This is a genomic window from Pedobacter sp., assembly GCF_041645105.1.
Lineage (GTDB): Bacteria > Bacteroidota > Bacteroidia > Sphingobacteriales > Sphingobacteriaceae > Pedobacter.
In genome coordinates this window covers 110,670-125,661 of the sequence record NZ_JBAZQQ010000006.1, presented here as the reverse complement: position 1 = coordinate 125,661, position 14,992 = coordinate 110,670, and the positions used below count along the sequence as shown (strand labels likewise).

The following is a 14,992-nucleotide window of genomic DNA, read 5'->3' as shown; positions in this document are numbered from 1 at the left end:
TATTGAAATCTGTTGCAGGCTATTTGGCCTCCTGCAACAGACTTACTTCTTTCAGAATACTAAAAAACCCGTTCTCTACTAATGAATCGTGTAAAGCTTTTTCCTGAGCTGTATCTAAAGCAGTCAAAGGCAATCTACATACCCCCAACTCCAGTCCTTCTGATTTCATAATTGCTCTTTGTGCCGGGATTGGAGGAAATTTAACCAGGCAACGCACCATATTCACGGCATGCATTTGCATAGCTCTTGCGGCTTCGTGTTCATTATTCTCGTACAGCGCCATCACTTTCAAGTATAATGGAGCTGCATAAGTATAAGTACTACCTATCGCACCTTTAGCTCCGACAGAAAGTGCACTTAACAACATTTCATCGTAACCAAACAAAATATCAAATTTGCCATCCTTATAATTCAGACAAGCCTGATATTCATGTAAAGTCGAGGCCGTATACTTAATACCCGCAAGATTTGGGATCCTGGTTTCAGCAATTTCCAAAAACTCTACCATGTCCATCGCCACCCCCGTTAAAGTCGGAATATGGTAATAGTAAAAAGGCAAATTCGGAGCAGCAGAAGCAATTTCAGCCATACTATCTACCAAATTCTTTACCCCCGAAGGTTTAAAATAAAATGCCGCAACAGAAGAAATGGCATCAGCACCAATTTCCTGTGCATGAGCAGCAAGTTTGCGCGACTCAGCAATAGAAGTATGCCCCACATGGATCAATACTTTTATTCTTTTATTTGCAGCTTTCACATAAGCATCAGCAATAGCCATTCTTTCTTCTATGGTCATATTTGGCCCTTCGCCATTTGTACCACAGATAAACACACCCGACAAACCATCGGTAATCATTTTCTCTACCAATTGCGGTATAATCGCTGTATTTATTTTCCCATCTGCATGATAAGCAGCAAAAACTGCTGCAACCAATCCCTTAATTTTATCCATTTCGTTTTTCTTAGTTCTATTATTTTAATAATTCTGACAGCTTAATCGTCTGAAACACCAGGTCTGCCTGGCTACTTTCATACACAATCCCTATCGTATTTTCATCTATACTGGTTAAGCAAGAATACCCTCTGCTTTTCATCTCATCCAACAGGATCTTCTTGTCTTTAGACCAGGTCATCCCATCATCCTCGCTAATCTTTATCGTCATTCTATGGCGCAACACTTTCGAATCGGGATTAGAAAACAGCAATACTGATTTCTTCTTACCATTCTGCGAAAAATCATGTCTGATGATACTGGCCATACAAGTCGGTTCAATCAAACCACCATGATTAGTGGGATGAATTTTCCAGTGCTTACCCAGATCTTTTGTTACTGAAATCGCACGACCATTAGTACTGCTGGTATCTTTCGTGTTCGCATTCGAGCGCATGTTCAACATCACCGTACCATCCGATAATTCAACCGCCATATTTTCAGTAGTAGACTCTTCAGTAGCAGGATTAGAACACTCCCAGGTCTTTCCGCCATCCTTGCTGTAAGTCAGGTTCGAGAAAGCTTTACCCGTAGCATCTCTACCCTGAGTAGGAAAAACCAGCGTTCCATCCTTTAGCGTGATACCTTGTCCAGGAGCAGGTGCCCAAAGCCACCATTCCTCCTTTTTACACATTTTGGTCAGGTTAATCGGCTCCGACCAGGTTTTACCATTGTCTTCACTTTTAACAATCAAAAACTGCGAAGTCTGCTTCACATCAAAACCAGGTTGAGATCCCTTAGTTTTCCATTGATGGTTCCAGTCTTTACTTCCCTCATTCAAACCTTCCAGCCATTTACCTTCTGTGTTTATCACACCATACATCCAAAGGCCAGCAATAAATATAGTTCCGGTCTTTTTGTCTACCAATATCCCAGCATCAGAAACACCGTTAAATTTCTCCGGCAAACCACCCCATGTTCCCATATCCATAGCAATCTCCATTGGCAACCATGTTTTCCCCTTATCTAAACTGCGGGAAACACCAATATCTATATTGCCCTGCAAATCCCTGCCAGTATCCTTACGTGCATCGTAAACAGCTAATAAACTACCATCCTTTGCCGTTGCCAGGCCGGGAATTCTATGGGTATGCACTCCATCTTGCTTATGAGACCTCAATGCAATCCCAATCCTATTGGTAGCCATTTTTTTCAAAGGCAAATTGACCTGTGTTTTATCGAACGCAACAGAAGTCACATTTAAAGCAATCCTATCAGACAAATCTGCACTTTCATTCAGCTCAACAGCAAGCCATAAAAACTGATGACCTGGTCCGAGCGACTGATTAATTTCAATCACATGATTGCTACCAGATGGGTTGGACAATTCACCAACAAGCATGGCATTATTCAGGTTACCGAAATGGCCAAAAGTTGAATCTTTAACCGCATGGTATACATAAATCCGCTTGATGTCGGTCACCTGTGTTGTACCCACAGTACTTAGCGCAATCTTTTTTATAAATACCTTTTCATCAGCAGCTGCAGGAATAACCTTGAGCCGTAACATTGGATTAACAGCTTTACCTTTCAATACAGGTACCTGAAGCCTATCCTGTAAAACCTGTTGCTTTTGAGCATAAACACCCAAATACAATAGCATGAACAGCGCAGTTAAAAATCCTCTCATCATCCTTATTTAAAGTCAGCAATTTTAATAATCTCAAAAGAAATCCCTTCATAAGGCCTGCCTATCCCACCTTCATACACAATGGCAATCTCCTGATCAGAGATTTTCACCAGGTCAGAATAAGCAGAAGGGCCAGTATGAACCGTAAATACTTTAGCCCAGGTACTACCTTCATTTAAGCTCTGTTTCACAGTCATATTTACACGCTCAGCACTAGCCGCATTAGCGAAGAACAAGCTTAAATCATTATTGGTTTTGTAAGACAATAAGCTTCCCTGACATTGCGGATCAACTAATGAAAAGTCAGTGCTTAAATTTGCCCAGGTATTTCCACCATCGATACTGGTTGTCACCAATCTGTTTGGTGCATTCGTTCTGATGTTCAACATTAATTTAGCGTCTTTTAATTCAGTTACCGCACATTCACCACCCTGATCCTGCGGTGTAGTACCTGCTATCTTCCAGGTCAGCCCATGATCATCAGAAACAACCGTATTAGAATAAGTTTTGCCATTCGTACCATCATAATAGTAACAAGGCACCACTAACCTACCTTTAAATGTACCCTCAGAAATCTGGATCCCGTGACAAGGGCCTGTACCATGCCATCTCCAATTGCTATTTTTAACAGAAGAAGTAATCTGAAGAGGAGTTTTCCAGGTCAGCCCATCATCATCAGATTTGGTATAAAACACTCTCCTGGTATCAATTGCAGTCAGATTGTTAATTTCACCATAAGTATCCTCACCATTGTTCCAGTTCATCATCAGGTGAATTTCACCAGTTATTTCATCCACAATAGGCACCGGATTACCACAGGTATTCGCTCCATCATTCCAAACCATAATTATCGGGCCCCAGGTTTTACCATTATCGGTAGAGCGTCTCAAAACCAAATCAATATCACCACTATCCCCTGCCGAAGCTAACTTACGAGCTTCAGCAAAGGCCAATAAAGTCCCGTCCTTAGTTTTCACAATAGCAGGAATTCTGAATACTGCATAGCCTTCAGTTTTTTCCTTAAAGATATAATTGAACTGTTTACCTGTAGAACCACCAGGAGCATTAGGTGAAGTTGGCGTACCGCCGCCACCCAGTTCCAGCTTACCGCAGGATATGCCAGCACAACTTAAAAATATGATCAGTGTAAGGTTTAATATATGTTTCATAATTAATAGCCTAGTGTTTGAGTTAAATTAGGATTCAGATCTATTTGTGTCCTCGGAATTGGGAAAAACAGAGGCATATTCCCTTTAGCACCTAAATTAGGTACTTCATTATAAATGTTTATCGTACCTGCTTTATGAAAACGAATCAAATCAGGCCATCTTTTCAATTCCAGATAAAGCTCGCGGAAACGCTCATCCAGAATCTCAGTTTCCACGGCAAGCTTTGTTTCCACACCAGGATAGTTGCCAATCTTAGCACGGTTTCTAACTTTGTTCAATTCCGTAATGGCTTCCGAAACCCGGTTCAATGCGGCTAAAGCTTCCGCTTTAAACAATATGATCTCCGCTAACCTATATACAATAATGTCATTTTCCCAATATCGGTCATCACTAGGGTAAACAGTGCCTCTAAACTTATTATCAAAAATCCCTATGGTACTTCCGTTAGTTGCAGTAGCTACAATAAAAGAAGCCGCTTTACGCACATCTGTATTTACAAATAAATCTCTAAATTTCTGACTAGGCGCATAAGCACTTCGGGCACCACCCCTGGAGAAAGCAATATCATTCACATTCGTAGCATCCGAGACAAATATATCGCGCGGTTTAAGCGTACTGCCATACTGGTCAGACTTTTCAATCTTCTTACCCGTCTGATCAAACATCTCTTCTCTTTTAAAGTACAGGGAAAAGATCACCTCCTGACCATTCTTTGCAGAAAATATATTTGCAAAATTAGGATCCAATGAAACTCCTGCCATCGCTAAATCCGCTGAAACCAAAGCTTCACTCAATGAAGCATCACCTCCAGCCAAAACTTTAGCCTTCCATAACAATGCATCCGTTTTTAAAGCATAAGCGGCAGGTTTTGAAGCACGGCTTTTATTCACAAAACCAGATTCCGGGAATAAAGTTATGGCCAGGTTCACATCATTCAGGATCTGATCCATCACTTGGCTTTGCGGAGCTCTGGACGGCAGAACAATCTGATCACTTTCTGTAGGCTCCAGGACTATCGGCACATCACCCCATGAGCGCAACAACCAGAAATAGGTAAATGCTCTGATAAAATGCGCTTCGGCCAACGCTCTGTTTTTATTATTTCCATTCGTAAATGAAATGATATTACCATACTTAATCACCAAATTACAATGGTGAATCAGGTTATAATAACCGATCCAATTAGGTGCATTAGAAGAAGTCAGATTTTGCTGCCATGCGCTGGATAAGCCAGATTCCAGGCCCGGACTAAATGTATCGCCTCTATCTTCCAGATAAAAAGTGGTATTGACAGAAGATCTCAAATCGTAATATATCCCGGTTAAATACCCTGTAACATCATTTTCCGTATTCCAATAATTCTCACTGGTAATGGTTGAAACAGGTTTCACATCCAATATCTTACTACAGCTACTTGTAAAAAATACAATTACAATCAGCGAAATGGTTTTTATATATGTATTCATGTTTTTACGCTTTTAAATTATAATGACAGATTTAAGCTGAAGCTATATTGTCTTGGTCTTGGATATTTTCCTTCATCCCTACCCGTAAAAATCTCCGGGCTCAGACCGTCATACTTGGTTAAGTAACCCAGATTGTAAACTCCTGCTGTAAGCTCTATTCCTTTGATAAAAGTTTTACCTAAAAATTTAGGCTTTAGCAAATAAGCGAATGATACCTCTCTAAATGCCAGGTAGTCCCCTTTCGAATAGTATAGGGAGTTATTACTTCCGTCAGAATCATTACCAATTGCATTCGAGAAGCGCAAGTGATTCCTGAAATTATAATCTACATCACTCTGTACCGTATATCTTGGAATGGTAGCGATGTCACCTTGTTCTTTCCAGACGTTAGATCCAAGCGCGTCTTTCAACATCATGTTATTATTTCTGGCACTACCATTCGTTTTAGCTCTGAAATTATTGTCGATCACATGGCCTATACCATAATCAAGTACCAAACGCATACTCAACCCCTTATAGTTAAAAGTATTTACCATACCTCCGGTTTTGTCAGGCCTGATCAATCCCATAAAAATCATGTCGTTGTTGTCAATGCGACCATTATTATCCAGATCGGCCCATATGGCATCACCACCAAATTTTTGTCGCCCAGCAGTTTCCACATCATAAGGCGCATTAGCCGCATCAGCGTCAGTTGCATAAACACCTAGTGATTTATAAGCCCAGCGCTGTCCATAAGGTTCCCCCTCGGCCAAACCACCTACCTTCATATAAGTATTAGATGCAGGATCATACACATAATTCCCCCCACTTCTATTCTTATACTCTCCATTCTCAGGTAATTTAACGGCTAAACCCCTGTTATATGAAAAATTAAATGCAGTGTTCCAGGAGAAGTTGGAATTTTTGATAGGATTAAATGCCAATTCCAGTTCAAAACCTTCATTGCGGATCGAGCCATAGTTACTAGTGATAGAAGTAAAACCTGTTGTAGAAGTTAGTGGCTTGGCAAACAATCTATCAGAGGTTAATTTGTTGTAATAATCCAACACTAAAGTCAATTTATTATTAAACAAACCTATATCAGCCCCCACATCAAACGATGTTGTCGTTTCCCATTTCAAATTACCATTAGCCAGTACAGTATTCATTATCCCAACTTGCCCCATATAACTAAAACCAGTTGCATAAGCCCCCTGCGAATCACCAATAGTTAAATTATCGTTCCCTGTCTTTCCCCAGCTCGATCTCAGTTTAAAAGAAGATAAATAAGCTTGTAGGGGCTGCCAGAAGTCTTCCATGTGCATGTTCCATCCAGCCGATACGCCTGGAAAAAGACCTCTTTTATGCTCTTTTGCGAAACTCGAAGAACCATCGTACCTTAAACTTGCAGAAAAAAGATATTTCTTTTTAAAGTCATAGGTAAACCTCGAAAAATAACTATCTATTACTTTAGTTTCTTTGAAGGTTGATATCCTTTGTGAAGTTATTGCCGTTGCATTTAAGGTTGGAATATAATCAGTAGGAGCAGAATTCCCGCTACCATTCATAGTATAGGTATAATCATTGATATAACTTGTTCCCAGAATCGCATTGATATGATGATCCGAGGTTAGGTTTTTATCATACGTCAGTACTCCATCCAATTGTACCTTTTTGAAAAAATTATGATTGGCACTAACGGGTCTGGTTCCTACGATCTCATTAAATGCCTCAAAACGATTCTCCATCCCCTCACTAGTATTCAGATAAGCCGCAGGCGCAAAGCTCAAACCAGGCAAAATATCCCATTTAGCACCCAAGCCTAAAGTAACCCGATGCACTTTGATGTCGTTATTCTTTTCCTTGTAATACACTTCGTGATTACGGTTTCTGAAAGAAGCAATCCCCTCACCAGGTGCAGGTAAACCATTTTCATAATTTAGTCTGTAGGTAAAAGGCATGAGCACAGATCTACTTAATGAATTGAAATAACTGGTAGGCGAATCGTTGTCGCTAATGGAATAAGCCACATTTGCATTCAGGCTCCACTTTTCACTTAACTTATATGTCCCATTAAATAAAGCATTGTAATTCTTGTATCCTGTACCCAATACAATTCCTTTCTGATCAGAATAACCAGCTCCAAAATAATAAGTAGCCTTATCATTACCGCCTGATAAGTTAAAGTCGTATTGCATTTTTAAAGCATTCTGAAAAAACACATCCTGGTAATTCGTTTCCTTAAAAATCAGTTTCTTATTTGTAACAGGGTCAGTCATAGTTTGCCAACCCTCATTTGCAATTAATGAAGAAACATACTCCTGACCATAATTCTGAATATAGGTATCCAGGAATTCCAATGTATTTTTAGAGTTTCTTGGATTGCCGGTCGACATACCATAACGACCACCAGTCAGGAAAAAATCAGGATTAGTCTTATTGTAATTCATGATGTTCTTCCGTGAAGTATAGATGTATTCCTCTGCACTTGCAAAATCATACTTGTTTGCCTGAACATCCACCCCAGAAGAAACCTTAAAATTAATTTGCGTTGCACCAGATTTACCAGACTTGGTCTTTACGATGATCACCCCATTTGCAGCTCTGGCACCATAAATTGCGGTCGAAGCCGCATCTTTTAGTACCTGCATTGATTCTATATCATCAGGATTAAGGTCAACGATATTTCTGGACGTACCTACAATCCCATCCACAATAATTAATGGGGTATCCCCTTCAGGAGAAGTTGAACTGCCTCCGCGAATAAAAATCTGTGGCGTTGCTCCAGGTTGTCCGTTCGACATCTGTAGCGAAAGCCCCGCAACCTTACCCTGCAACTGCATCAGAGGGTTTGTTCCAGGAGCATTCTTAAACTCTTCAGCACTAACTTTTGATATCGATGTGGTCAGTGTAGTTCTGGACTGCACACCATATCCAATAACCACCAATTCGTCCAATGCATTCACATTAGCTAATAGATCTACATTCCATTGTGTTTTACCATTAATGGTAATCTCTTTGGTATCATAGCCGATGTACGAGAAAATCAGGACACCTTTTCCATCCGGAACCTGAATTGCATATTTTCCATTAATGTCTGTGGTAGAAGCGATGTTGCTGCCCTTTAATTTCACTCCTACACCAGGTAGTGTTTCCGAACCGTTGCCAGTTACCGTACCAGTAATTGTAGCTGGTTTTTGGGCATAACTACTATAGGAGAAAAGTAAAAATATACCTATCAGCCAAAGCACGTTTTTATTGTTCATAATGCAAATTTGATATTTGGTTTAGTATTTATGTACTACATAACAAATGTGTGAACTATTTTATCAAATTGCAAGTTAAATTTACGTGAAGAAAATGTTACAAAATAAAAAAAGCCCTTAAAAGGACTTTAAACAAAGAAAAATGATTCTTATTTGTTTGTTTTTATTTTACTTAGCCTATCGAAATGTGGTTGCAAATGGGCTTGCATTCCAATTTTAAAATCTTCTTTAGTACCAGTTTTAAGAATTTGCACCAAATCCATATGGTTAACTTTTCCTCTGATTGGCTTCTGCTCTTGTGTCAATACGTACTCAAAAGTTGGCATCAACATAATCTGAAATCTTTTCAAAGTATCATTGCCTGTCATGTCATACAGTTTCCCATGAAATGCGATTTCACTTTTAATGCGAAAAGAGTCGTCCAGCTTTACTTCTTTTTTAGCAATGCTCTCCAATTCTTCAATATCCTTATCTGTTTTCTTGATGTAGAGTAGATCTGCCAGGCCCATTTCCAGGACAAGGCGAAGTTCAAATATATCTTGTAAAGTATTGTTATCAATAATCAGGGGATCCAGTACACGTTCAAAAGCACCCAGAATATCAGGACGCGCGAGGATCATACCTCGTTTTTTCTTGGTTTCAATCATGCCCAGCATCCTTAACCTGCTCAGCGCTTCACGCAATACATTTCTGCTGATGCCCAATGCCTCGGCCAGTTCCAGTTCTTTAGGTAATGCATCTCCCGGACGGAAGGACTTCTTTTTCAAATACTCTCTTAGCCTTACCTCAACAATATCAGCCATGGTATTGGAAGATATTGGAGCCAGGTCTTTACTTAAATCGTTTAATGCCATAGTGATAAAACAAAAGTGAGATATTTTTTTGTTATTATGTACTACAATATGAAAATATATTAAAATGAGTTTTTATTTACTAGCACTAAAGAAAGGAATTACACAAGAATTTTGAAGTAAATAATTTTTTAAAACAAAAGCTTAAAACCCCTACCCCGCTTAGGGGTATCTATTTCTTCAAATTTCTTGATTTCCTCTTTTTAAGACTGTCATGTAAAGCTTTGTTAGCAGGTAAAAGTCCTTCCTCTAATAAAACCCGTGTTTCCAGTTCGGTTAAAGTTGACCCCTCAATTCTTGTAGAGTGATATACAATCGAAATAAGGGTAAGTCTTTCATGATCTACAACCTCCCCTATACCTAACGTCTTGTATCTATCAATAAGCTTTAAATCCATTAATTCTATTTCTTTAAACTGACAAATACAAAAATACATTAAATACCACTCTTAATTATACCGAATCGATACATTTAAAATTAAGGCACCTTGAGTAACACTCTTCTAAAAATCCTGATACAGGTTTCTAAAGGTACTGCGCAGGCCGAAAGTAAATAACGCCGTATTTGTATTTTTAACCCCATTCACTTCTCTCCTCAATACACCACCAAGTTCCAGACGTAAATTGTATTTTGAATTGAGTAACTCGCTTAGTTCATCGAATAAGGCCAACTGTAAATAACTATGTCACCAGGCCCTACTATCACTTTATTAGTGGACAAATTTTGTTTAATGGATGATCCATGCTTTTGAACTCTGCTTACTCCTTGTATACACCTTATCCACATGTTCATCGGAGTTGTAAAATCGCGATTAACAATAACAAGGTATGATTTTCCATTGTTTTTCATAACTGAAACAACGGCTCCCAATCCGTCAGTTTTGAGTGAGACTATAGGTTTGGGAAGCTTACTTAAGGCATGTGTACCCATTGGTTTAACATTACCTGTATGGTTTACTGAAACCATTTTAGCTCCTAAAAACACACTAGATAAACCTTTTATCTCTCTATTTAACTGTTGTAAGCTCTGATAAACTACGGTTTGCTTTCCATCTTTACCAATTGCAGCTATATAGAACTGAGGTGTTGCCGGTGTCCAGTAAGTAAAATACTGAATACCTTGGGCTCCATAGGCCAGGTTACTATATACCTGCAACCTCAATGCTCCCAATGTTGGCACCGGATAGGGTGCGTGAGCAACAGAAAGAGCAAAACCCCAAAACGGCCTGCCTGATCTTTGGCTTGCTTCAGAAATCGTTTCTAAATTTTTATAAAACGATGGCCTTACAGATCGTTTGGTACTTCCGATAATTGGATAATGATCAAAAGATATTATCTGTGTGGGTACTTCTTTTATAAAGTTTTCTAAATATTCTTCATACGTTCTAACACCCAAATATTTTTCTACCTGATAATTTGGGAAAAGATTGACATAACAAATATGTTTATCATCAATCGCTCTTATCTTTTTCACCAATTCTCCCAATCGAGAAAAATCCTTGCGAGATGGTTCATCTGCTAAAAAATAACCAGCAAGTGCTGGATGGTTCATAAAACGCCTTACAGTCGTTTCCGGATCACTGATAAGCTCAGGACAAGATACAAACACTTTAATCCCGGCTTGCTGTCCCATATCCAATGCTGCCTGCATATCATGCGCATTTAAAAAATGATAGTAACTCATCGTTACACCAGAAGCACGTAACTCCTTATAACGCGAGATATTAGTTAAATTTTCTGGTATGGCTAAAATTGCAACCACAGGGATTTGAGCTTCAGCTTTTGAGATATAAGAAACAAGAGGATGGGATCCAACAAAATATTTAGTTAAAGTCTCTAGTGAATCCTTTTCACTTCCCTTGCTGATCGCGGCAATTGAAACAATTAATAGTGTTAGCAATAATTTTTTCATAATTAATCAAAGGTAACATAGTTAATAAAATCCTTCGCAGCACCCTATTATTGCTTAGAACCAGTGGGAAATATGTTCTTAGTGGGATGATACCATATCAGAGAATTTCTAATGCATGAAGTAATAAATATGGACCAATTAAAAATCCTGATACAGGTTTCTAAAGGTACTGCGCAAGCCAAATGTAAATAACGCTGTGTTTGTATTTTTAACCCCATTCACTTCTCTCCTCAATACACCACCAAGTTCCAGTCGTAAATTGTATTTTGGATTGAGCAGATAAGAAGCACGGCCTTCGGCAAAGTAAAGGTCAGTCTTTATACCTTGGCCAACTTTGTTACCATAATCAGCGGCCCTGGTGTCATAGTCTTTAAAAATATCCTTACCATAGTTCATCCCTTCAGGATCCAGGCCATAGCGCGCATACATCAGCTGACCTTGCAGGTCAAACCTTTTGTAGCTATAATTCAGCATACCTAAAACCTCTTTGAAGTTCGCTCCCATCGGGTGTGCCAAAGGCTGGTTCATGGCTGCATAGTTTGATAACCTTTCAAAGTGCGCATAAGTATAAGGCCTTGCCGTATTAAACTCTGCCAGGTAGTTTAAGTTTTCGACTTTAAATAGGTCAGAACCCCTTACCCCCAATTGCAGGGCCCATTTATTTGCCCAATATCCTTTATTGCTAAAAAACTCCTTTGCTGTAAACTCATCAATCATAAACTGACCATACAATGTAGTCTTGTCCAGAATTTCATACTTTGTATTGATCCCTAAACGCATTTTATCAGGTGAATTGACATTCGCTCCCTCTAAAGGTCTTAAGAAAACAAAGGGGTGGACATAATTGAAATCAAAGCCACGCTTTCCTTCTGGCTCTGCATCTGCCCAGGTTACTGCCTGGAAGAAGCCAATAGAGAATCTGTTTGTCGCATTCCAATCTATATAATGCATGGCGGCCCATTTACCACGATCACCTAATCTACGATCTGTAGTTAATTTCTCTGCTCCAGGATCCAGCATATAGCCAAATATGGTCTGGTATTGCACATTTCCAAGGCTTGCCCTAACCCTTAAAAAAGAATAGTTGGCGGCTACGTCCGACAATAAAATGGAGCGATAACCATCACCAATAAAGTTCTTATCATAACCCAAAGCCACGTTTAAGTGTTTATTTGGGGTATACGACAGTAAAGCTGTTACGTAAGACCAGTCTTTCGTTTTCTTGCCAAACTTACCACTCATTTCACTTGGCACCACCTTATTCGTATTAATGAAGTCAGTCAAGTAATTTGCGAATACCCCCTGGTTCTCAAAACCATTCGTATAAAATGAAAATTTTTCTCCAACTGTTCCACCAATCTGAAAGCCCCTTGTATTCTTCCATGTTGTTGTTCCGTTCTTAAAATCACGACCAATCTGAAAGTCAGGAAGAAAATCAGCATATACTGTATAATCTTCACCTTTAAAATTAAAAAGATGTTCTTCAGTCAGTTTTCTTCGCACCCATGAACGTTTGTTTACAGAATCAACGCCCATTTGCATTAAGCTATTGTACCTGTCTACTAACAAAGAATCATCGGCATAAAAACCTTTAATTGCAGAGTGTGAACGATTATTTACATCATAAGTCGACTTATTCAACTTCTGATAAAACTGATAAGAATAAGGGATATTTACATTAGGAGTCTGTGCTTTTAAGCTTTGGCAAGCCAATGCCAAGACTCCCAGTAATAGGATTTTCTTCATTTCTAAGAATTTTCTTCTACTGGCTCCTGGGCGTCCAGTTCTTCAAATACAGAGTTTTTACTAATAAATTCAGGCACGATGACTTTCATCTGTTTTACTACCTGTCTGTTGTTACTTGATACTGCAAATTGCACCAATTGATAAATCTGTGCTTCAATATCATTAAAAACATACTCCCTTACCTGTCCAATCATGATTTTCTCATGATGGGTTGGCATGGTACTTTCCTCATCGTTCAATAACTCCTCAAACAGTTTCTCTCCCGGCCTTAAGCCAGAATAAGTAATTTTAATATCCTGATTAGGAACAAGCCCCGCTAAACGGATCATCTTTTTCGCTAACTCTACAATCTTTACAGATTTACCCATGTCAAAAACAAATATCTCTCCTCCTTTACCCATACAACCAGCTTCTAAAACCAATCTACAGGCCTCAGGTATGGTCATAAAATAACGGGTAATTTCAGGATGGGTAACCGTTACCGGTCCACCATTTTCAATCTGATGCTTAAATCTGGGTATAACAGATCCATTAGAGCCCAATACGTTTCCAAAGCGGGTAGTAATGAATTTAGTTATTGGCTTCACATTCCCCTCATTCAGATAACTCAATCCATTTGTATAGATATGATCTGACTTACCTAGTGAATTGTTTAACGACTGCACATAAATTTCTGCGATGCGCTTAGATGCCCCCATTACATTTGTAGGATTCACTGCTTTATCTGTAGAGATCATTACAAATTTCTGAACACCATACTTTACAGATAAATCGGCAATTGTTTTAGTACCGAAAACGTTCGTCTTAATGGCCTCTGCAGGATTGTCTTCCATCAAAGGTACATGCTTGTATGCTGCAGCATGATAAACGTAATGTGGCTTATAAGTTATAAAAAGCTTCTCCATGCGTTTCACATCTCTTACATCCCCTATGAAAGCATGAAAATTGGTATTTACATGCGTTTCTTCCAGTTCCAGATAAACATTATGCAAACCAGTTTCACTTTGATCACAAAGAATAATTAAGCCAGTTTCAAACTTCAATAATTGTCTTACAATTTCACTTCCAATTGATCCTGCAGCTCCAGTAATCAAAATCCGCTTATCTTTCAATTGATTCTGAATTCCCTCTATATCAATCTGAATAGTTTTTCTATTTAACAGATCCTCGATATTGATGTTTTGAATCTGCGCAGTAGTCACAGGCCCCTTTGCCCATACATCTGGAGATGGTATATTTAAAATCTTAACCTCATTTTCCAAGGCAATATCAACCACCTGGTTCTTACGCTCCACCGGAATGGCATAAGAAGCAAAAATGATCTCATCTACCTCATGTTCTGCTATTAATTTCTCCAGATTTCCAGCATCCAATATGCGTACACCATCAATGGTTTTACCCACTTTTCTGATGTCATCATCCACAAAGGCAATAATGGTTTTATTTACCTTAGGATCATGATCGAAAGTTCTTTTTGTGGCTACGCCAGCTTCACCTGCACCATAAATAATGATCCTTATCTTGTCCAGACTAGCATTTTTGATGTACATAAAAAAGTACTTTACAATTATTCTGTACGTAATTAGAAACAAAAAGTTACACAAAGTGTAAGTTATAATGGTCACTGCAGTAATCACATGCTCACCTGTAACCACAATGGCAATGGCATGCGCAAAAAACAAGATTAAAGAACTGAGCACAACCGCGAATAAAATGCGAAAGGAATCCTGTGCAGAAGTATATCTGACTATGCCTGCATAGGTTTTTACAGAGTAAAACACCATTGAGTTCACAATGATCATTAAGACTACTGCTTTATAAAAAGCCAGGAAATCGATATGATTGAGGGCAAAATTCTTCTGAAGGATTACTGCAAATAGCAAAGCTATGACACTTAAACAAATGTCAATTGTAAAGATAATCCAACGCGATACAATTTGTAGTTTTGTAAACATATAGGCTACATAAAAATGATCGTTA

9 protein-coding genes are annotated in these 14,992 nt (G+C 38.8%); all 9 read right to left on the bottom strand.

Annotated elements, in window-relative coordinates; translation table 11 throughout:
• Positions 1–19: 19 nt before the first annotated feature.
• Entirely contained in the window at positions 20–952 is a 933-nt protein-coding gene (locus WC623_RS18975) for a dihydrodipicolinate synthase family protein (RefSeq protein WP_372854026.1), read from the bottom strand.
• A 19-nt stretch (positions 953–971) separates the two neighbouring features.
• On the bottom strand, positions 972–2,624 hold the full coding sequence (locus WC623_RS18970) for an exo-alpha-sialidase (protein ID WP_372854024.1): 1,653 nt from the start codon (positions 2,622–2,624) through the stop codon (positions 972–974).
• A gap of 2 nt (positions 2,625–2,626) precedes the next feature.
• The gene (locus WC623_RS18965) at positions 2,627–3,790 is read right to left on the bottom strand and encodes an exo-alpha-sialidase (RefSeq protein ID WP_372854022.1); all 1,164 of its coding nucleotides are present in this window, start codon (positions 3,788–3,790) and stop codon (positions 2,627–2,629) included.
• 2 nt (positions 3,791–3,792) lie between these two features.
• Positions 3,793–5,256 (bottom strand): RagB/SusD family nutrient uptake outer membrane protein, encoded by a 1,464-nt coding sequence (locus tag WC623_RS18960; protein ID WP_372854020.1) that lies wholly within the window; start codon positions 5,254–5,256, stop codon positions 3,793–3,795.
• A gap of 17 nt (positions 5,257–5,273) precedes the next feature.
• A complete protein-coding gene (locus tag WC623_RS18955; protein ID WP_372854018.1) occupies positions 5,274–8,504 on the bottom strand; it encodes a SusC/RagA family TonB-linked outer membrane protein in 3,231 nt (1,076 codons plus the stop codon).
• A gap of 149 nt (positions 8,505–8,653) precedes the next feature.
• On the bottom strand, positions 8,654–9,358 hold the full coding sequence (locus tag WC623_RS18950) for a FadR/GntR family transcriptional regulator (RefSeq protein WP_372854016.1): 705 nt from the start codon (positions 9,356–9,358) through the stop codon (positions 8,654–8,656).
• Positions 9,359–10,003: 645 nt separating this feature from the next.
• On the bottom strand, positions 10,004–11,266 hold the full coding sequence (locus tag WC623_RS18945; RefSeq protein ID WP_372854014.1) for a beta-galactosidase: 1,263 nt from the start codon (positions 11,264–11,266) through the stop codon (positions 10,004–10,006).
• A gap of 138 nt (positions 11,267–11,404) precedes the next feature.
• Positions 11,405–13,012, bottom strand: coding sequence for a gliding motility protein RemB (locus WC623_RS18940; protein ID WP_372854012.1), 1,608 nt, complete (start codon positions 13,010–13,012; stop codon positions 11,405–11,407).
• Positions 13,013–13,014: 2 nt separating this feature from the next.
• Positions 13,015–14,967, bottom strand: coding sequence for a polysaccharide biosynthesis protein (locus WC623_RS18935; protein WP_372854010.1), 1,953 nt, complete (start codon positions 14,965–14,967; stop codon positions 13,015–13,017).
• Positions 14,968–14,992 lie beyond the last annotated feature (25 nt).

What these genes read in the sequence shown, in the direction of transcription:
- WC623_RS18940 (WP_372854012.1), bottom strand. Translation starts at nt 13,012, where the DNA reads ATGAAGAAAATCCTATTACTGGGAGTCTTGGCATTGGCTTGCCAAAGC.
- WC623_RS18970 (WP_372854024.1), bottom strand. Translation starts at nt 2,624, where the DNA reads ATGATGAGAGGATTTTTAACTGCGCTGTTCATGCTATTGTATTTGGGT.
- WC623_RS18945 (WP_372854014.1), bottom strand. Translation starts at nt 11,266, where the DNA reads ATGAAAAAATTATTGCTAACACTATTAATTGTTTCAATTGCCGCGATC.
- WC623_RS18955 (WP_372854018.1), bottom strand. Translation starts at nt 8,504, where the DNA reads ATGAACAATAAAAACGTGCTTTGGCTGATAGGTATATTTTTACTTTTC.
- WC623_RS18950 (WP_372854016.1), bottom strand. Translation starts at nt 9,358, where the DNA reads ATGGCATTAAACGATTTAAGTAAAGACCTGGCTCCAATATCTTCCAAT.
- WC623_RS18975 (WP_372854026.1), bottom strand. Translation starts at nt 952, where the DNA reads ATGGATAAAATTAAGGGATTGGTTGCAGCAGTTTTTGCTGCTTATCAT.
- WC623_RS18935 (WP_372854010.1), bottom strand. Translation starts at nt 14,967, where the DNA reads ATGTTTACAAAACTACAAATTGTATCGCGTTGGATTATCTTTACAATT.
- WC623_RS18965 (WP_372854022.1), bottom strand. Translation starts at nt 3,790, where the DNA reads ATGAAACATATATTAAACCTTACACTGATCATATTTTTAAGTTGTGCT.
- WC623_RS18960 (WP_372854020.1), bottom strand. Translation starts at nt 5,256, where the DNA reads ATGAATACATATATAAAAACCATTTCGCTGATTGTAATTGTATTTTTT.